Source organism: Ochrobactrum sp. Q0168, from assembly GCF_016427605.1.
Classification (GTDB): domain Bacteria; phylum Pseudomonadota; class Alphaproteobacteria; order Rhizobiales; family Rhizobiaceae; genus Brucella.
Genome location: NZ_JAELXQ010000003.1, coordinates 123,096 through 141,647 on the forward strand (window position 1 = coordinate 123,096; position 18,552 = coordinate 141,647).

Below are 18,552 nucleotides of genomic sequence, written 5' to 3' on the forward strand. Positions count from 1 at the left end.
TGAATCTAAGAAAACTGGGAACAAAAGCCGCATGCAAATGCGGTTTTTGTTAGAGACATAAACGGTTCTAGCTCACACGCTCCCCTCTTTAAATTCCTTGCCAATCTGGTTGGTCGGTGCGATTTTCAGGCCGAGCCTCGATCAGACCCGCGCTCTTATGGTAATGAAGCAGAACGGCAAAAACTCGGTTACGATCAATGGCGAGAGGCGCACTTTTATCGAAGACGGTGACGAGATCAGCCTTTATGCGGAAGCCAGAGAAAATGGTTGTCGCATCGGCTTCGGGCTTGTGTCGGCAAAATCATTCCGGCACAGCAATGATGGCATGCCTGCCGCGGGTCTCTATCTAACCAGCTAAGGCTGCGCTGAGCAAAAGTGCGCCGGTAAGTGCGATAAAGAGGGCGGCGCAGACTTCCACTGCTGCCTTCAGCCTGCCTGACATGGCGTTGCTACCCGCAAAACGCAAAGCAACATTCTTGGCCGTGACGGCGAGCGTGGCGAGCACAGCCACGGTGATAAAAGTCCCGAAGGCCATGGCGAAGACCGAGAGCAGTCCGCCCATCATCAAGCCGTTGAGCAGCGCAAAGGTCAGCACGATCAGCGCGCCGGAACATGGGCGAAGGCCGACCGAGAAAATGGCCGACCAGGCTGTCGTCCAGTTGAAGTCGTCGCCAAGCGTCGATGGATCGGCGATATGCGCATTGCCGCAGGCGGCGCAGACATCGTTGTCGCCAATGAAGACGTGGTCTGCCACCGCCGCCGCCGCTGTGGCGGGCTTGTAATTGAGCTTGACCGTACTGCCGCCCGCCGCCGCGCGCGTCGTCTGCGAAATGCTGCCCTGCCATGCCGGGCCGCTCGCCATGGCGGGTTGCGGTGCGCTCGCAAAAAGTGCTGCTGCGGGGCTCGCTTCGACTGCGCCTGTTTTGGACTTGCGGAACAGAAGCGGCAGCTTGCGGGCCAGAAGCCACAGGCCGAAGAACAGCACCAGCGCAAAGCTCGCAATCTCCATATAGCGGGCGGTCTGGTTCATCGAAATGCCGGTGCCGCGCAGCACCAGCCATGCGAGGCCGACCACGACAATCGCCATGATGGCCTGCAGCAGCGACGAGATGAAGGACAGGAAAATACCGCGCCGCAGCGCCGTTTCGTTGGCGATCATATAGGACGAGATTACCGCCTTGCCGTGGCCGGGACCGGCAGCATGGAATATGCCATAGATGAATGAAAGGCCGATGAGAATGGAAGCCTGCCACGGGTCTTCGCGCATGGCTTTCAGCGCGGTGGTCATGGCCAGATAGAACGAGCGCTGCTGTTCATTCATCCAGAGAATGATATGCGCAAACGGTCCGGTTGGCTTCATGGCCACTTCATTTGCACCGATGCCCAGAGACGATTGCGCTAGCGCCTGCGCAGCAATGATCATGAGGCAAGAGGTAAGTATGAGCGTGGCCGTTCTCTTCATCGGCAAGTCTATCCTTTCGCTGCGCAGTCGATTTCAAGGCGGGTGGCAAAAATCTTCGACATATTGGTGCCTGCCGGATCGTTGAAGAAGGCTTCGGTCAGCGTTGCCTGATTTTGCGCGATAGCCTGATCGGGATCGGGGCGCACCACGGTCGATTTGCAACCCTTGGGCAATCCTTTGACGACCAGATCCTTGTCGCTTACGTAATCGATCGCGGTATAGAATGTCGGGTCATAGACGCCGAAACTCACCTTATGGCCGGGTTGCAGCTTGAGCGGCTTGGCGGGCTTGCTGGTGAAGACGATAAGCAGGCGGTTCTCGGTGAAGTCGGCGGCAAGATCGTTTGGCCTTACCATCGCGACGTCCTTGCCGTCTTCCAGAACGGTCTGGAAATATTTGAATTCAGCAATGGATTCATTGATGACGTGGCCGAGGTCGATCAACTCTTTCTGGTCGAGCTTGAGATCGCCATTCTTGTCGAATTCCATCAGCACGGTGGAGGAAAACACATCGTCGAAGCGCCAGACATGGGCGAGCTGTTGAACCGTGCCGTCCGGCGCGATGGTGAGTTCCAGACGCGCTTCGGCAAAGACATGCGGGTGAGCAAGCGCCACCGTCGGCACAAAACAGACAGCCAAAAGTGCTGTTGCCGTGGTACGGGCGAAGTGTGCTTTAAACCGTGATGACGAAGCCTGCATATCGTCTTTCCGTGAGAATTATCTAATGCTCAAAGTCGAAGACGGCGAAAGTGGGACGCTGACCCAAAACGCCTATAGTTTTATGAAGTCTGAGCCTTTGTGGAAGCAGACTGTTCGCGGTCCTTGAACCATTGGGTCAGAAAATCCACGAGCGCGCGGATTTTCGCCGGCAGATAGCGGCGATGCGGATAGACCGCGTAAATGCCGCCATCCCTGACGATGAACTCATCGAGACAGGCGACCAGCCTGCCGCGCTCGATTTCCTCTTCTGCAATGAAGACCGGCAGCATGCTGAAGCCAAGGCCCGCCAGTGCCGCATTCTTGGTGGCGACCGGGCTGTTGACCTCGATGGGACCATTGACCGGCACAGTCATCATCGATCCGTCCGTGTTGCGGAAGTGCCAGTTGTTGCGTGAGCGGGCGTTGGTGTCGATGATGCAGGGGCGTTCGGTCAGATCTTCCGGGCGTTCGGGCTTGCCGACGCGGGCAATCAATTCCGGCGCGCCGCACAGGATGGAATGGAAGGGCGACAGCCTCTTTGCAATGAGGGAGGAGTCCTGCAAACGCGTGATGCGGATGGCGAGGTCGAAACCTTCCTCGACCAAATCCACGAAACGGTCGTCCAGCCGCACGTCGAGCACGATTTCCGGATGGGCGAGGCAGAAATCGATCAGCGACTGGCCAATTACCGCATCGGCAAAGGTGCGCGGCGCGGACAGTTTTATTCGCCCGCGCGCGTCAGAGCTGGTTTCGCTGACGGCATCCTGAAGCGCGTCGATCTCGCGGATGATTTCCACGGCGCGGTGATAATAGGTGTGCCCCGCCTCGGTCAGCGAGAACTGGCGGGTGGTGCGGTTGAGGAGGCGCGCGCCCAGCTCGTCTTCCAGCTCGCGCACATATTTGGACAGAAGCGCCTTGGAACGCCCGATTTTTCGCGCTGCGGCGGAAAATCCTTCCGCCTCCACCACGTCGATAAAGGCGCGCATACGTGTCAGCGTGTCCATCTGGTCTAGCCCCCCGTTTCAAGAATGGTTTTGCCAAGCGCGATCAACGCCCGATCGCTGCCCCGTGGTCCGATGAGAGAAATGCCGAAAGGTGCGCCGTGTACTTCGCCCAGCGGCCCAAGTGGTAACGTGATCTGCGGCAGGCCCGAAAGCCCTGCGAGACAGAGGAGGCGCAGTGCCTGTTCACGATAGGCCTGCAAGGCCTCGAAAGGTTCGTCGGCGAGCGGTGCCGCTCCCGGTACGGTGGGCAAAGCGAGCACCGCATGATCGCCGATGATCGCCTCAAGCTCCTGCGTGAAACGCGCCCGACGTGTCCGCTGCTGCGCCACGATATCGGGTGTCATCTGGGATCCATAGGTAAAGCGATCAATGACGCCCGGGCCGAGATTGCGTTCGCCTGACGATATCCATGCGCCGTGGCTCGCCCATGCCTCGGCACCTTGTATCTGCCGAAAAGCGAGATAAAGCTCGTCGATGGACAAGGTCGGCTGGCTTGCCGCCTTCAGGCCGGAGAAATGCGGACGGATCGCCCCGAACATTGCGCGATAGGCGTCGGTCTCGTCCTGTCCGAACAGAAGCTGCTCCAGCACCGGCATATAGAGCAATTGGGTCAGCTGAAACGACTGGCTGTCTTCGCCGAGCAGGACCGCGCCCACTTTTTCATAAAGCACGATGTCGCGGGCAAACCAGCCAACCGTATCAAACGATGGCGCCAGCGGCATGAGGCCTTCAAGGGGGATGCGGCCATGGGTGGTGCGCAGGCCGACAAGGCCGCAGAAGCTAGCAGGCGCGCGGATGGAGCCGCCCGTATCGGAGCCGAGCGCAATATCCGCGATCCCGGCGGCGACCGCTGCCGCCGAACCGGATGACGATCCGCCGGTCACGCGATCCGGCGCGGCAGGATTGATCGGGTGAGGATAATGCGCGTTTTGCCCCATCAGCGAAAAGGCAAGCTCGTCCGTCTGTGCCTTGCCGATCACCGAGGCACCGGCTCCGAGCAGTTTTTCGACCACGGGCGCGGATTTTTCAGTAGGGACTGATTCGGCCAGAATCTGCGGATTGCCGCATCCGGTGACCATTCCTGCCACATCATAGATGTCCTTGACCGCCAGCCGCTCGCCGAAAAGCGGGCCATTTTCCGCGTGGGGAAGGGGATTTTGGGGTTTCGCGATGATCGCATTGAAGGGATCGAAGCTGGTCATTGTTCACCGCTAGATGCAGAAATCTGCCATTATGCTGAATAGAAAGTGAAAATTTCCGGTGGAATGTTTCACTATTGCTGAACAATGGCAAGCACGCAGAGCCGCTGAAACAGCGGAAAAATAAATTCGTTTCGACAAAGATTTGTCATTGAATGGTCACGGCTTTGCGCTTATATCGCCCTTGCCCAAAGTCGCACGTGCCTGTGGGTGTCCGCCGATCCTCGAATGGTGAGGAATTCGGTACGGTACCTGGACCTAACCGCTCCAGTCGATCTGTTGGCCAACCGCCAGATCGAGGACATCTTGAAGCAACGACGGTGCGGGCCTTTCTAGTGTCTTTCGGCTGTCCAAAAGCCGAAATTACTGAAGAGGCACACCTTCATTGCCGGTAGTGCGGATGCGGTTCTCCAATTCCAATCCAAGGCAGACAAAGCGGAATAACGCGGATCTAGCGTTGTTCCAACGCCGCATGTTCTTTCGTGTGATATCAGCGCCTCCAAAGGCTGACTTCGCGGCGAGGGTCTCATGCACCTTTGTCTCTTAGAGAACTTTCATTCCCATAAGACAGGAATGGTCCTCTAAGTATTTGTTTTTATGTGCAGTTTGCAGAAGAGGCAGCAACTTTTCGCAATTGTGCACCAAAAACGGCCCGGTTAGGGTCGCCGCAGGAGAACGACCATGGCTACACAGCGCATCATTGATTTCCTCAACACCCGTCGCCCGGACGGTCCCTGCCTCGTCGTCGATACGGATGTTGTCCGCGAGAACTATCAGAGCTTCGAGAAGGCATTGCCCTATTCCCGCATCTTCTATGCGGTGAAGGCCAATCCTGCGCCGGAAATCCTGCGCCTGCTCGCTTCGCTCGGTTCTTGTTTCGATACGGCTTCGGTTGCCGAAATCGAAATGGCGCTGGAAGCCGGTGCAACGCCGAACCGTATCTCCTACGGAAACACCATCAAGAAGGAGCGCGATATTGCGCGCGCCTTCGAGCTGGGCATCCGTCTCTTTGCGGTCGATTGCGTGGAAGAAGTCGAGAAGGTCGCGCGCGCCGCTCCCGGCAGCCGCGTCTTCTGCCGCGTGCTGACCGACGGTGAAGGTGCGGAATGGCCGCTGTCGCGCAAGTTCGGCTGCGTGCCTGCCATGGCCGTGGACGTGCTGCGCCATGCCAAGGTGTTCGGTCTCGACGCTTATGGCGTATCGTTCCATGTCGGCTCGCAGCAGACGGACCTCTCCGCCTGGGACCGCGCGCTTGGCGATGCGGCATCGGTGTTCCGCACCCTTGCCGATGAAGGTATCGTGCTGCGCATGGTCAATATGGGCGGCGGTTTCCCGACCCGTTACCTCAAGGACGTGCCGACCGCTCAGGCTTACGGCATGGCGATCTTCGACGCGCTGTCCAAGCATTTCGGCAACCGCATCCCGGAAACCATCATCGAACCGGGCCGCGGCATGGTCGGCAATGCAGGCGTGATCAAGACCGAAGTGGTTCTGGTCTCCCGCAAGGCGGACAACGACAATGTGCGCTGGGTCTATCTCGACATTGGCAAGTTCGGCGGTCTCGCTGAAACCATGGACGAGGCGATCCGCTATCAGATCGTGACCCCGCATGACGGCAGCGAAACCGAGCCTTGCGTGCTGGCCGGCCCGACCTGCGACAGTGCGGATGTTCTTTACGAAAAGACGCCGTATCCGCTGCCGATCTCGCTGACCATCGGGGACGAAATCCTCATCGAAGGGACGGGCGCCTACACCACCACCTATTCGGCGGTGGCGTTCAACGGCTTCGAACCGCTCCGATCCTACGTCATCTGATCTTTCAGGTTTAACCCTGAGGATCCTCTCAATCTGTCTGGTGCCGCAAGGCACTGGACAGGGTGTGCTGCTGCCGCTTTGCGGGGATAGATGTGATGAATGCAATTCTCGATTTTCAGGACAATGATGCCGCTGGCTTCGTGCCGGGCTTTGTCCCCGTTGCTGCGCCTGCTTTTGCGATAGCGGGCGAGACGGTAGAGCATGTGCTGGCGCGTGAGGCGCTGCTCGACCGCGCCATGGGTGAAGGCCGTCGCAGAAAGTCTTCGGAAAAGCTGCGTCGCGGTCGTCTTCCCGCCGCAGGGCTGGCCTTTGCTGCCGAAAGCGCTGATGGCGCTCTCGCTGGCACCGTTCGCCTGTGGAATGTGCAGGCTGGCATCGATGGCTTCGGCTTTCCGGTTGCCGCGCTGCTGCTGGGGCCGCTGGCCGTCGATCCGTCGGCTACCGGTTGCGGTATCGGTTCGGCCCTGATGCGTCATGCGATTGCCGAGGCCAGAGCGCTTGGTCATGGCGCGATCCTGCTGGTGGGTGACCCGGAATATTACGAGCGTTTCGGCTTCACGGCGGAAAAGACCGGCGAACTGGCCATGCCCGGCCCTTATGAGAAGCGTCGTTTTCTGGCGCTGGAATTGAAGCCCGGTCATCTCGACGGCGCGCACGGCGTTCTGCGCGCGAGTGGCCGCAAGGTGCCGCGCGTCGCCTGACTTCACCTTGAAAGGCGCAGCAGCCGTCCGAAGTTGCGGACGGCTGTGATGGCAAGCCCCGCCAGCAAACCGGCGATCAATCCTGCAATCACCACGAGCTTGCGCGATGTGCCTGAAGGATCGAGCGGCGGGCGCGCTTCCGAAAGCACACGGATATTGACCGTGTTGAGGCCTTCCTGTTCGCCGGTTTCGCGCGAGCGCAGGAGGAATGCCTCATAGACGGAGCGGCGAGCCGCCGCTTCGCGTTCCAGTTCGCGCAGCTTGACCAGATCGCCATTATTGTTGGCCTGTTGCGATTTCAACTGCGCCAGCCGGGCCGACAATTCCTTTTCCTGCTGAACCGAACGCTCAACCTCGACCTGAAGCGAGGAACGCACGCGGCGCAGTTCGGCGTCGATATCGCCGAGGATCGCGCCTGCCTGCGATTGCGCCTGGATCAGTTGCGGATGGCGGGGCCCAAGCTGCGAGGACATGCCGTTCGCGGCCTGTCTTGCCTGCGCATATTGCGCGCGCAAGGTGGTCAGCGTGTTGGATCGCAACTCTTCCGGCAATGTACCGGCCACCACATTGTCCGACGTCGCGCTGTTCATCACCTGCGTGCGGGCCTGCAATCGCATCGTCTCGGCCCGTTGGTTGGAAAGCTGCTGGTTGAGGTAGCTGAGATCGCTGTCGCTGATCAGCTTGCCGTCGACATCCACGAGATCGTGCGCGGCGCGGAAATCGGCTGCCGCCGTTTCCGCCTGCTCGACGCTTGCGCGCAGACTGGCAAGCCGGGTCGACAGTTCTTCCGATGTGCGACGGGTCGCATCGGATTGCATCGAGACAAGCTCGTTTTGAAACACCGTGCTGATCGTATTGGCCAAGGAAGCCGATTTTTGCGGGTCGCGGGTCTTGACCGAAATCGAATAGATGAAGGTCTTGGCATCGCGGTCGATCTTCATCGCCTTGTAAAGATTGTAGAGAACCCGCGTTTCCAACGCCTGACCGTCGCTCGTCTTCTTGGCTGACAGCATGTCGCGGATCTGCGCGAAGAAACCCGCCACGCCGGTCGGCACCAGCGTTCCGTTGAATTCGGGATCTTCGGTCAGCTTGGTCTGGTCGATCACTTTCAAAAGCACGCTGCTGGAACCGACAATGCGCGCCTGACTTTCCGCCACCGCCAGCGAAGCGTCAGTCGGCAACTGGCCGGGCGTCAGCTCGGTGCCAACGGTTTTGATGTTGCGCGGGTCGACCAGAACATCGGTCGTCGCGACATACATGGTCGGCACGGAAAGCGCGATCAGCACACCGGCGATGCCGCCAAGAACGGTCGTGATGAGCAGAAGCCTGCGCGATCCCTTGATCACGTCGATTGCCGCATAAGGGTCGATCAGCGGACGCCAGCTATTGTCATCGGCGTGATCCATATCCGGCGTTTTTGCCGTGCGATCTGTGGAGGCAAGCGCTTCCGCCAATGGTTGCGCAGTTTCGGGCATCGGTTGAGGCGAGAGCTGGTCCTCGACCAGTTCCTGCTTGCGCCGCTCGCGCGCGACGAGCTTGCGGTCTAGCTCGGTCTCGATAGCTGCAAGGCGTTCCTGCAAGGCTTCGAGTTCTTCCTCGGTCAGCCGCTCCGGGTTGAGGTCGTGCGTGCGGGTGAAATCCTCACGCTCCTCTTTCGAAGCGGGGGGAGTCCATGGGGGCGTATGGGGAGGGGTCGGAGCGTTCGGCGTCCGGCTTACGGCAGCGGGCGCGTCGGAGAATGAGAGAAGGGGTTTCCCGCTCTCCTCTTTATGACGCTTATCATCGCTGCTCATTGCCTGAAATATCCGAACTCTGAAAACCCGTTTGGGTTGAGACTGTAAGTCCCTACGGGAAAAAAATGGTTAATGTTATTGCAATTCTCCCGATGGAAAATGCAACCGGTTAACCATTCAATATTGTACGCTTGGTTTTGCGCTGGCTTTTCGCTTCGGCCCGTGAAACATGCCAGATTGTGAGCGATGCGGCGAAGACAAAGGCTCGTTGGTGATAGCGAAAGCATTTCAAAAAATGGATCGCCTGAAATCTGGTCTCAAGTCCGGCCTGTTCAGGGATTATCTGTCGCTCGTCTCCGGTTCGGTCGGGCGGCTTGTGGTTTCGCTGGTCTATTTCATCGCGCTCGCCAACACGCTGCCGACCGGCGATTTCGGCATTTTCGCAACCGCATCGGGCACCGGCGTCATGCTGTCGCGCATCGTTTCGCTGGGCTTTACCTCGCCGCTTTATCGCATCGCCACCGTCAAGCCGCATCTGCTCGGCACCTATAGCGGCGGTTATCTTATGGCGGTGGTGGCATCGCTGCCGCTCTTCGCCATCTGCTCATGGCTGGTCTATCTGGTGTTCTTCAGCCGGGATATCACGCTTCTGCCCTTCGCCGTCATCATCGTGGCGGAAGCCCTGTTCTGGCGCTCGGCGGAGGTCATCATCATTGTCAATAACGGCCTCAACCGGTTCGGTATTTCCGCAAGCCTCGTCATTTTCGGCACGGTCACACGGGCAGTTGCAGCGGTGCTGTTCACCTGGATGGCGGCGGTGCACGATGTCGCCCACTGGGCATGGTGGTATCTTGCCGCCAATTCGATAGCGCTTGCCGTGTCGATCTGTTTTTATCCGCGACGGAAAATCCGTTTCCGGCCAAAACTCTATATGCGCCGCATCGCCGACTCGGTTGCGGTCGCCGGGGCGGAACTGCTTTTCTATGTGCAAAGCGAGCTGGACAAGTTGCTGGTGCTGAGTGTCGGCGGGCCGCAAATTGCCGGGCTTTATGCCATCGTCATGCGGCTCGTTGATCTGACGGCGCTGCCGGTGCGTTCCTTCAACATGATGCTGGTGCAAAAATTGATGCGCAAGCCGGACATGCTGTCGAGCCTGCGTCTGCGAGCCGGACTGGAAGCGGCGGTGTTTGCCGTTTCAACGGGCGGGCTTGCGGCGCTCGCGATCTTCCTCTGGGTGTTTCCCAATGCGCTCGGCGCCAATGTCGCGGCGATTGTCAGCCTGCTACCGCTGGTGTTGCTGGTGCCGGGGTTCCGCAACCTGATCGAATACCAGACCGAGCTTCTCTATGCGCGCGGTCAGTCGGGCCTGCGGACGCTCAGCCTCGTTATCATGACGGCCGCCAAGGCTTTGTTTGTCTGGCTGCTGCTGCGCCATTCCGTTGGCAGCAATGACTGGATCGCGGGCCTCAATCTTGTCTTCGGCGCGCTTTATATCCTGTCGCTGGTTTTCACCTATGCGAGCCTGCGGCTGCCCGCCAAACGCATTTAAGTTCAGCCGCTGGTGATGCGGCGAATATCGTCGGCTGAAAGCCCCAGAAACGACTGCATGCAAATGGCAACCTGATAGGGTTCCATTTCGGTAATGAAAGCGCGGAATTCCGCTTCGGTCGGCGGCGGCTCGAACCACATCACCCGGCACAGATCATGCGTGTCGGTAAAGTGACCGGCCCCGTTCAGCACATCTTCCACATAGCGGCCATAGATGAAACATTCCGAGAAACGGCGGTTCATCCCGATGCCCGCCACCCAGTGGCGTCCGGTCTGCTGTTCGATGCGCTCGCACATGGAAAGCATCGTGTCGCGCCGCCAGGCGATCAACTGGCCGACATAGTCATTGAGCGAGGTTTTCGTCTCGGGAATGCCGAGAATTTTTGCCGCATTGGCCGACCAGAACGGATGCTCCGTCCATTTCGGATCGGCCAGCGCATTGGGCCGCACGAAGAGGCGCAGCCGCTCGCCATGCCACAGGCTGTCGCAATCGAATGGACGCAGGAAAATCGTGTCGGAATCCATGTAGAGAAAGCTGTCTTCCTCCAGCACTTGCGCCACCGCGATGCGGCGCAATTGCTGCACATGCCAGCCGCGCAGCGGTTTTGTTTTGGTCGAGAGCCAGATGCGGCGCTTGCCGAACGATGTCGGGTCGGGAAACACGCGCAGCCATGACGGCAAAAGTTCGCGCTCGTCGATAATGACGCGGCGCGGCCCGGCCAGCTGCCGGAACAGCGCAACATCGCGCGGTTCGACCAGGATATAGTGATTGGTGAAGCCGCTGACATGGCGGTCCACGGTCTCGCACAGCAATTTGCAGCGCTCGAAATCCTTGTGATAGCTTGCCGTGATCAGTGCCGTCTTCATCGCTTGTCCTGCCTGAAATATCGCGAAACTGCGTGCTGCATGACCCGCCACAGGAAAAGCGGATTGCCGACAAGATAGCGCCCAGCCAGCCGGCCCGGCTCGCGCATCAGCCGGTAGGCCCATTCAAGGCGCATGTCACGCACCCATTGCGGCGCACGTTCGGTTGCGCCCGCCTGAAAATCGAACAAGGCGCCAACCGCACACGCCATGGTGCAATGCGCTGCCGTGATATGGGTGCGAATGAACAATTCCTGCAACGGCACGCCCATGGCGACCAACAGGATATCCGGCCTGTCACCCGCAAGTCGGTCGAGGATTACGGGCATCTGGCCGGATGCGAAAAACCCATCCGCATAGACCCGAAAGTCATGCTGCGGCGCGCGGGCGCGAAAAGCCTCGGCAGCCTGTTCGGGAATGCCAGGCCGCCCGCCGATCAGCCCGACGCGCAGGGGCCGCTTGATATGGCCAAGAAGGCGCGGCACGAAATCCGTTCCATTGAGATTGGCGGGGAATTTTTGCCCCTAGGCGATCTTTCTTGCAATATCGACGCCGACACCATCGGGCAGCACGAGAAAATTCTGCAAGGCCTGCCTATAGGTCGCATCCGCATGGGCAACATTGGCGCAATGGGCGTTGAGCCACGCCACGCGCTGGAATTGTCCGTCTGTGAGCGCTTGGTCGAAAAAATCGAGTGCTTCGTCCCAGTTGAAACCGGTGACCTCGACGCCGAGAATATTGCGGGAGTGAGCGGGGTTTTGTTGCGGCATCACTGCGCTCCGACCGCACGCTTTGGCGCGAGACGCAGCGCATCCAGCCCGCGTGAAAGCGCCTGATCCATGCCGTCGATCTGGGAGCGGGTAAACGCCTTGCCGTCAAGCATCTGACGCTCGCCCGCGCGGGCTTGGGCAACACGCGTCTTGATCGCCGCTGCAAATGCCGCTGGCGTGTCGGCAAGGGTGCAGTTTTCAGGAATGCGCGCGATGCCGCGCAAGGAATGCGCGGTAGCAACACTCGGCATTCCAAGCTCGAAGGTTTCGATGGTCTTGAGCTGTACGCCGGTGCCAGCGCGGCTGATCAGCGGCACGACGGCGCAACTTTCAACGAAGGCGGTAGCGTCCGGTACTTTGCCGACGAAATTCACGCCCGACCATGCGGCAATCAGATCGGCAGGCGTGCTGCCGGCAATCGCAATGGATATATCCGCAGGCAGCAAAGGCCTCACTTCTTTGAGGAACCATTCAAGGCCAATCCGGTTCGGGTGCCACGTCCAGGTGCCGATCAAGGCGAGGTCATAGGCGATATCGCGTTTGGCCGATCTGCGCCCGGCTGGCATGACCAGCGGGAAGGTTGCGGCTTTTGTCTGCGACAGGCCCAGCGCTGGCGCATCATCCTCGGCGAAGGTGAAGACGAAATTCGCATTGTCGCAGAGCCGCTTTTCCAGCCGCTTAAGAATGCGGGCTTCGCGGGCGAACAGAAGCTTCTGGATGATGCCCCTGGCGTCGTCGGCATTTTCGCGCGCCGAACGGTGTTCCACATTATGGGCGACAAAAAGCGATGGCTTGTCGCGAAATACCGTTTCGAACGCGCCCGGCAGGGCAACACCATTCAGCACATAGGCGTCGAAATCGCCGCAAGCCGCAATGGCTTCATGCAGTTTCATCGGCGGAATGACCCGCAGCTTGGCGGAGGAAACCGTCAGCCCGGTCAGGAAGGATTTGACCACCCAGCCGATTTTCTGCGCGCTGCTTGCGCCTTCGGTGCGCACTTCCACTTCGCCCAGCACGACGACATCACGGTCGGTTGCGGCCTTGCGCCCCGGCCATGTGAAGCCGATGACCGTGACATGTGCACCAGCCCGGCGCAGCCCGTTAATGACGGCGGCATTGGCGACTTCATATCCAGTCGAAGCATCTTCGTGGGGTACGAGGGATGTCACGAAGACAAGACGCAACGGTTGCAATTCGACTCCTGCGGATATGCCGTATTTCTTATTCCCTGATTCTTAGCCGCGCGGTGTAAATGATCCTTAAACGCTCGGCTGGTAATAAGGGCTTGAAAACAATTTGTTGAATCGGATGGAGCGCTGTTTTTCAGTAGAACCGCACCGATTTAAGAATTGATGTGGCATAGAGAAGTTTACGTGTCAAAAATAGGGCATTTCCGGCAAAAGTGCCAATTGGTTTTGCATTGGGAAATAGGGCGGCGGTTGAAAATATAATGGACAACAGGACGCCGAAGCTTCCCGATCATATTCAAGTCATTGCTGAAACTCCCCATTTGGATTTTGCAAGTGTCGAGGTGGTGGTGACGCTGCCGACATTTCGCCGCCCCGAACATCTCCTGCGCACGTTGGAAAGCGTGAAGGCGCAGGTGACCGGACGGCAATTCGCGATCATCGTGGTGGAAAACGAGGCGGAGGAACGAGCGGGTGCGGCGGTCGCAGCACCACTTTTCGCGGCTGGAACCTATCGCGGTCTGGTGATCGTGGAAACGCAGCGCGGCAATTGCAATGCCTATAATGCCGCCTGGCTGACAGCGCTTGGCTATTTCCCGAATATGAAACATGTGCTGGTGATCGATGATGACGAACTGGCCGACCCGTCATGGCTGGAAAACATGATGGCGGCGGCAGAACGCTATGGCGTCGATCTGGTGGGCGGTCCGCAGGTACCGGTTTTCGACCGGCCGGGTTCGGAGGCCTGGGCGCGGCATCCGGTGTTCCTGCCGACATATCAGCAGAGCGGACCGGTGCCAACACTTTATTCATCGGGCAATCTGGCCGTGGCCCGGCCTGTGCTGGAAGCGGCGGGTTTTCCGTTTCTCGATCCGATGTTCAACTTCACCGGCGGCGGCGATTCTGATTTCATCAGCCGTTCCGTCGCCAAGGGTTTCAAGACGGGCTGGTGCGCGGAAGCCCCGGTGCGCGAAACCGTCCCGGCGCGGCGGCTGGAAGGCGACTGGATCCGCGCACGCGGTTTGCGCAATGGCATGATTTCCACCATGATGGAGCGGCGCAAGCGCAAGGACGAACCGTTCAGTGCAGCGCGGGTCTTTCTCAAGAGCGCGCTTCTGCTGGGCTTCTCGCCGTTCAAGGCGGTCTACAAGGCGGTTCAGGCGCGATGGGTTTCCGTCGGCGCCTATTATATCCATGTCGGATTGGGCCGGGTCATGGCGCATTTTGGATATGAGAATGAGCAGTATCGCAACCCCGACAAAAACTGACGACCGCGCCCCCAGCGCTGTTGCAGCCGGGGTTGCGGGGGCGCACCGTGCGCAGATGCGGAAGGTAGCGCTCGCTGCCGCCATGATCATCATGTGCATTTTGATGATCTCGTTTCGTCCTTTCATGGCCGAGCCGGAAACCGATGGCGGTGGCGGCGGCGATATTATCAACCAGCTCGGTTTCAGCCTTCTGGGTGTCACGGCCATGCTGGCGCTTGCCACACTGGCCGACCCGCGAAAGGTAGCGCGGATTGTCGGCTTCGGCTGGTCGCTGATGTTTCTCCTGCTATTCGCGTCGCTGATGCAGAGCATCTATCCGGCTGTGGTCATTCGTGGCGCCATTTTCACGATGATCGGCGTTTGCTGTGTCGTTGCGGTGCTTGCTCTGCCGCAGGACGGTGAAGGCTATGCCCGGCTTTTGATGACGGTCGCCTCCGTCGTGCTGGTCATTTCCTACGCCGGTGTGGTGCTGTTGCCATCGCTTGGTACACATGGGGCAGACCCGATCGAACCGCAGAATTCCTATCTCTGGCGCGGTGTCTTCAGTCACAAGAATGTGGCCGGGCCGGTCATGGCGGCTTTCGCCTTTTCAGGGCTTTATCTCTGGCGACGCGGCTGGCGCACAAGCGGCCTGCTGATCGGCCTGTCGGCCTTGTTCTTCGTCGCGCAAACCGGCTCGAAAACCACCATGGCGCTGGTGCCGATGGCCATGTTGCTGGTGATGGTGCCGGGTGCATTCGGCCTGCGGTTTCTGACCGTTGCGGCGATCTTTTCCATTCAGTTCATGTTCGCGTTCCTCACTTTCGGGACAGTGCTGTTCGAGCCGATCCGCACTTTTGTCGAGAGCCTCGGCGTTGACGCCACTTTCACGGGCCGCGTGTCGATCTGGCAATTTGCGATCGAAAATCTGCCGGGGCGATTATGGACCGGCTACGGCTATGAAAGCTTCTGGAAATCACCCATCGCGCTGGAAGCAGCGAGGCCCTATTATCTCGGCTGGGACGTGCGCAACATGGTCCACGCCCATAATGGCTATCTCGATCTAGTCATCGCCATGGGCATTCCGGGGCTGATCTGCGGCGTGGCGGTGATCATCGTGATGCCACTGGTCAATTACATGCGGTGCAGACCGCAGCGCGAAAACCTGCTTCTTGCCGATTACTTCCTGATGATCGTGTTCTTCTGCACGTTGAACGCGATGATGGAGAGTTTCTTCTTCCGACGTGTTGATCCGGTCTGGCTGACCACCCTGTTCGGGATTTTCGGGCTGCGTCTGACATCCAGAATCAGCATACCGAAAAGGCTGGATTGATAATGCGTGCCGTCCCTATCGGAGATTATTCATGAATATTGCGATTGTCGGCACGGGTTTCGTTGCCGATTATTACATGACCACGTTGCGCAATTACCCCGAGCTTGTGCTGCGTGGCGTTTATGATCGGTCACCGGAAAGGCTGAAGGCTTTTGCTGCGCATTATGGTGCAAAGGCCTATGATAGTTTCGACGCCATTCTGGCAGACCCGGACGTGCAGATTGTGATCAATTTGACGACGCCGGAAAGCCATTACGAGATTTCGCGGGCGGTATTGGCGGCGGGCAAGCATGTCTATTCCGAAAAGCCGCTTGCCATGAGTTTCGATGAGGCCAAAGCGCTGGTCGAATTTGCCGCCAGTCGCGGCCTGACATTGGCCGCAGCGCCTGCCAATGGTCTCAGCGATGCGCAGAAGCTGGTTTCGTCCACAATCGACGCTGTTGGCACGCCGCGCCTCGTCTATGCGCAGATGGAAGACGGTCCTGTCTTTCGCGACAAATGGTCGACATGGCGCTCGCAGTCCGGCGCGGTCTGGCCCGGCCTGCACGAATTTGAAATCGGCTGCACACTCGAACATGCAGGCTATGCGCTGTCATGGCTGGTTTCGCTGTTCGGTCCGGTGGAAAGCGTCACGGCCTTCTCTGCGATCACTTTTCCCGACAAGGGGCCGGGCACGGAGCATCTTCAGATGGCTCCCGATTTTTCGGTCGGTTGCCTGCGTTTCAAATCGGGCCTCGTGGCGCGGCTGACATCGGGTCTCGCCATGCCGCGCGACCGGAGCCTGACGGTGGTGGGCGATAAAGGCTCGATCAGCGTCGACGATCTGTGGGACAACCGCTCCGCCGTGCGTCTCGAAAAGGCGGATGAAAGGACGCGGTTTTGGGCGCGGCTCTTCATCATTCTGGAAGTGCGGATCGGCAAATTCCTGGCGTGGAAGCCCGTCGCGGGCAAGAAACTGCCCTATCCCAAGGGCGGCAAATCCGCTTTGCCTGCTTATCCGTCGCAGATCGATTTTGCGCGTGGGATCGCCGATCAGGCGCGAGCCATCGAAACGGGCGAGACGGCATTCTTTTCCGGTGATGTGGCGCTGCACATCACCGAAATTGCATTGGCGCTCAACAATGCTGGCGACAGAGCGGTGCCGTACAGGATGAAGAGCAGTTTCTAATCCCTCGATACGATCCGATGGAGAATGTCCGCTACGGCTGTACTGTCCGCCAGCGGCATCACGGGGCTTGAAATCGCACCGTTCCGCACGGCATCGCGCACGGCAATTGCCTGAAACTGAAGCCCGTTGCCGGAAAAGGTGTGGTTTTCGATTTTGCGACCCGGCAGCGGCAGTCGGTTGATGATCTTGCCGATCAGGCCGGAGCCTTTCCCCGGACCGAAAGGCGAGTTCAAAGCGCCAGCGGAATAGACGGTCAGGCGCTGGGCTTTTAGAAAAGGCCCGTGCAACAACAGCGCGCCCCTGGTTCCCGTGATCAGCATGCGGTTGTCGCCATCCCGGTCGAAGCCGCAGGAAAGCCGGGCTTCCGCGCCGGGCCAGAACAGTTCGATCTCCGTGCGCAGATCGACGCCATTGTCCGCGCGTTTGCAGCGGCCCTGCGAGCGCTCCGGCTGACCCAGAAAGAACAGCGCCAGCGAGACCGGATAGACGCCGAGGTCGAAGGCCGCCCCGCCGCCAAGTTCGGGATCGAAGAAGCGGCTCTGTCGATCATAGGCGCGAAGATAGGAGAGGTCTGCCTCGATGCGCGTGACTTTGCCGATAGTGCCGGTCTCAATGTGGCGCTTCGCTGCCTGTATGGCGGGAAGAAACCTTGACCACATCGCCTCCATCACGAAAGTCCCACTGATTTCGCTGGCTGCCGAAAGACGCCCCGCGCCAGCGGCATCAAGCGCCAGCGGTTTCTCGGTCAGGCAGGGCTTGCCTGCGGCAATGACCTGCAAGGTCTGCGCGACATGCATGGCGCTGGGCGTTGCGATATAGACCGCATCGATATCCGGGTCTGCAAGGAATGTACCGACCGTGTTGAAGGTCTTGGCGGTGCCGATACGGTTGCCGAAAGCTTCCGCCGCTTCCAGCGTACGCGAACAGACGGCGGAAACGCCCATACCTTCAACGGCGGCTATATCGGCTGCAAAGGCGCCGGCAATGGCGCCCGTTCCCCATATCCCCCAGCGAAACTCGCCCGTCGCATTTTTTCGTTGCAATCTGCGCCTCGTCCTGCCTGCGTTCACATAAATGTCTTATAACCTATGATAGCAGGCCAGAAGGGTTTTCCTTTTGAGAAAGGCTTTCCTGAACAGTAATTTGGCTACTCAACAACAGATGGCCGGAACAACAGATGGGATGAGGATCATGGGTGGTGGATTTGTCGTGGCCGTTGCACGCGATGGCGAACATCGCTTTTCCAAGCAGTCCGTACCGGAAATCCATATCCTAACCGGACTTGGTGTCGAGGGCGATGCGCATCAGGGCACAACGGTGAAACACCGCTCACGCGTGAAGGTGGACCCGACCCAGCCCAATCTGCGGCAGGTGCATCTCATTCAGGCTGAACTTTTCGACGAACTGGCGGAAAAAGGCTTTCACATTGCCCCTGCCGATCTTGGCGAGAATGTTACCACGCGCGGCGTCGATTTGCTGGGTTTGCCGAGAGACGCTTTGCTTAAAATCGGCAAGGATGTGGTGTTGCAGGTGACGGGCTTGCGCAATCCGTGCCCGCAGATCGAAAACTTCCAGAAGGGCCTTCTTTCGGCAGTGCTCGACAAGACGCCGGATGGCGAAGTGATCCGCAAAACCGGCGTCATGACCATCGTTATCGCTGGCGGGCATGTGCGCGCCTATGATCCGATCGAGGTCGAACTGCCACCTTTGCCTCACGTGAGACTCGAGCGAGTTTAGGTGACGCCTGCGGCAATCGCGGCATCGGAGAGCCTCGACATTGCTTTTCATATAGCGTAGTGGGACCGCTCCGGCATGCGGCGTGC

16 protein-coding genes and 1 pseudogene are annotated in these 18,552 nt (G+C 59.1%); 8 read left to right on the plus strand and 9 right to left on the minus strand.

What is annotated here, in order from left to right; all coding sequences use genetic code 11:
• The first annotated feature begins 157 nt into the window (after nt 1-157).
• Nucleotides 158-358 carry a hypothetical protein gene (locus JAU75_RS08675; protein WP_199056122.1) on the plus strand — a complete coding sequence of 67 codons (201 nt, stop codon included), beginning with the start codon at nt 158-160 and terminating at the stop codon, nt 356-358.
• Here JAU75_RS08675 and JAU75_RS08680 read toward each other — a convergent pair.
• The 4 genes from JAU75_RS08680 to JAU75_RS08695 all read right to left on the minus strand — a co-directional run bounded on the left by JAU75_RS08680 (nt 347) and on the right by JAU75_RS08695 (nt 4,366).
• Nucleotides 347-1,462 (minus strand): nickel/cobalt transporter, encoded by a 1,116-nt coding sequence (locus JAU75_RS08680; RefSeq protein ID WP_199056123.1) that lies wholly within the window; start codon nt 1,460-1,462, stop codon nt 347-349. The two genes, JAU75_RS08675 and JAU75_RS08680, sit on opposite strands and share 12 nt — an antisense overlap.
• A gap of 8 nt (nt 1,463-1,470) precedes the next feature.
• A complete protein-coding gene (locus JAU75_RS08685) occupies nt 1,471-2,160 on the minus strand; it encodes a DUF1007 family protein (RefSeq protein WP_199056124.1) in 690 nt (229 codons plus the stop codon).
• An 80-nt stretch (nt 2,161-2,240) separates the two neighbouring features.
• A complete protein-coding gene (locus JAU75_RS08690; RefSeq protein WP_199056125.1) occupies nt 2,241-3,164 on the minus strand; it encodes a LysR family transcriptional regulator in 924 nt (307 codons plus the stop codon).
• A gap of 5 nt (nt 3,165-3,169) precedes the next feature.
• Nucleotides 3,170-4,366, minus strand: a complete 1,197-nt coding sequence (locus tag JAU75_RS08695; RefSeq protein ID WP_199056126.1) for an amidase — start codon at nt 4,364-4,366, stop codon at nt 3,170-3,172.
• Nucleotides 4,367-5,044: 678 nt separating this feature from the next.
• On the opposite strand from JAU75_RS08695, the gene odc2 reads away from it, so the two are divergent.
• Both odc2 and JAU75_RS08705 read left to right on the plus strand, forming a co-directional pair.
• The gene (gene odc2, locus JAU75_RS08700) at nt 5,045-6,178 is read left to right on the plus strand and encodes an ornithine/lysine decarboxylase (RefSeq protein ID WP_199056127.1); all 1,134 of its coding nucleotides are present in this window, start codon (nt 5,045-5,047) and stop codon (nt 6,176-6,178) included.
• A 95-nt stretch (nt 6,179-6,273) separates the two neighbouring features.
• Entirely contained in the window at nt 6,274-6,879 is a 606-nt protein-coding gene (locus JAU75_RS08705; RefSeq protein ID WP_199056128.1) for a GNAT family N-acetyltransferase, read from the plus strand.
• A gap of 2 nt (nt 6,880-6,881) precedes the next feature.
• Here JAU75_RS08705 and JAU75_RS08710 read toward each other — a convergent pair whose 3' ends face one another.
• Nucleotides 6,882-8,672 carry a GumC family protein gene (locus JAU75_RS08710; RefSeq protein WP_199056129.1) on the minus strand — a complete coding sequence of 597 codons (1,791 nt, stop codon included), beginning with the start codon at nt 8,670-8,672 and terminating at the stop codon, nt 6,882-6,884.
• A gap of 211 nt (nt 8,673-8,883) precedes the next feature.
• Between JAU75_RS08710 and JAU75_RS08715 the strand changes: the two genes are divergently transcribed.
• A complete protein-coding gene (locus tag JAU75_RS08715) occupies nt 8,884-10,161 on the plus strand; it encodes a lipopolysaccharide biosynthesis protein (RefSeq protein ID WP_199056130.1) in 1,278 nt (425 codons plus the stop codon).
• 2 nt (nt 10,162-10,163) lie between these two features.
• On the opposite strand, the gene JAU75_RS08720 is transcribed toward JAU75_RS08715, so the two are convergent.
• The 3 genes and pseudogenes from JAU75_RS08720 to JAU75_RS08730 all read right to left on the minus strand — a co-directional run bounded on the left by JAU75_RS08720 (nt 10,164) and on the right by JAU75_RS08730 (nt 12,987).
• A complete protein-coding gene (locus JAU75_RS08720; RefSeq protein ID WP_199056131.1) occupies nt 10,164-11,027 on the minus strand; it encodes a DUF6492 family protein in 864 nt (287 codons plus the stop codon).
• Nucleotides 11,024-11,794 (minus strand): annotated as a pseudogene (locus JAU75_RS08725) (WecB/TagA/CpsF family glycosyltransferase). The gene JAU75_RS08720 and the pseudogene JAU75_RS08725 overlap by 4 nt, the downstream one beginning before the upstream one ends.
• Nucleotides 11,794-12,987 carry a glycosyltransferase family 4 protein gene (locus JAU75_RS08730; RefSeq protein WP_199056132.1) on the minus strand — a complete coding sequence of 398 codons (1,194 nt, stop codon included), beginning with the start codon at nt 12,985-12,987 and terminating at the stop codon, nt 11,794-11,796. The pseudogene JAU75_RS08725 and the gene JAU75_RS08730 overlap by 1 nt, the downstream one beginning before the upstream one ends.
• A 257-nt stretch (nt 12,988-13,244) precedes the next feature.
• Between JAU75_RS08730 and JAU75_RS08735 the strand changes: the two genes are divergently transcribed.
• Genes JAU75_RS08735 through JAU75_RS08745 form a run of 3 tightly spaced genes read left to right on the plus strand, consistent with a single transcriptional unit; the run spans nt 13,245 to nt 16,729 of the window.
• Complete coding sequence (locus JAU75_RS08735; RefSeq protein ID WP_199056133.1) at nt 13,245-14,249, plus strand: glycosyltransferase; 1,005 nt, start codon at nt 13,245-13,247, stop codon at nt 14,247-14,249.
• Nucleotides 14,218-15,561 carry an O-antigen ligase gene (locus JAU75_RS08740; RefSeq protein WP_199056134.1) on the plus strand — a complete coding sequence of 448 codons (1,344 nt, stop codon included), beginning with the start codon at nt 14,218-14,220 and terminating at the stop codon, nt 15,559-15,561. Before JAU75_RS08735 ends, JAU75_RS08740 begins: the two co-directional genes overlap by 32 nt.
• 31 nt (nt 15,562-15,592) lie before the next feature.
• Nucleotides 15,593-16,729 carry a Gfo/Idh/MocA family protein gene (locus tag JAU75_RS08745; RefSeq protein WP_199056135.1) on the plus strand — a complete coding sequence of 379 codons (1,137 nt, stop codon included), beginning with the start codon at nt 15,593-15,595 and terminating at the stop codon, nt 16,727-16,729.
• On the opposite strand, the gene JAU75_RS08750 is transcribed toward JAU75_RS08745, so the two are convergent.
• Nucleotides 16,726-17,772: a Gfo/Idh/MocA family protein gene (locus JAU75_RS08750; protein ID WP_199056136.1), complete on the minus strand. Its 1,047-nt coding sequence runs from the start codon at nt 17,770-17,772 to the stop codon at nt 16,726-16,728. The two genes, JAU75_RS08745 and JAU75_RS08750, sit on opposite strands and share 4 nt — an antisense overlap.
• Before the next feature lie 148 nt (nt 17,773-17,920).
• Here JAU75_RS08750 and JAU75_RS08755 point away from each other — a divergent pair, with 148 nt between their 5' ends.
• Nucleotides 17,921-18,466, plus strand: coding sequence for an MOSC domain-containing protein (locus JAU75_RS08755; RefSeq protein WP_199056137.1), 546 nt, complete (start codon nt 17,921-17,923; stop codon nt 18,464-18,466).
• The last annotated feature ends 86 nt before the right edge of the window (nt 18,467-18,552 follow it).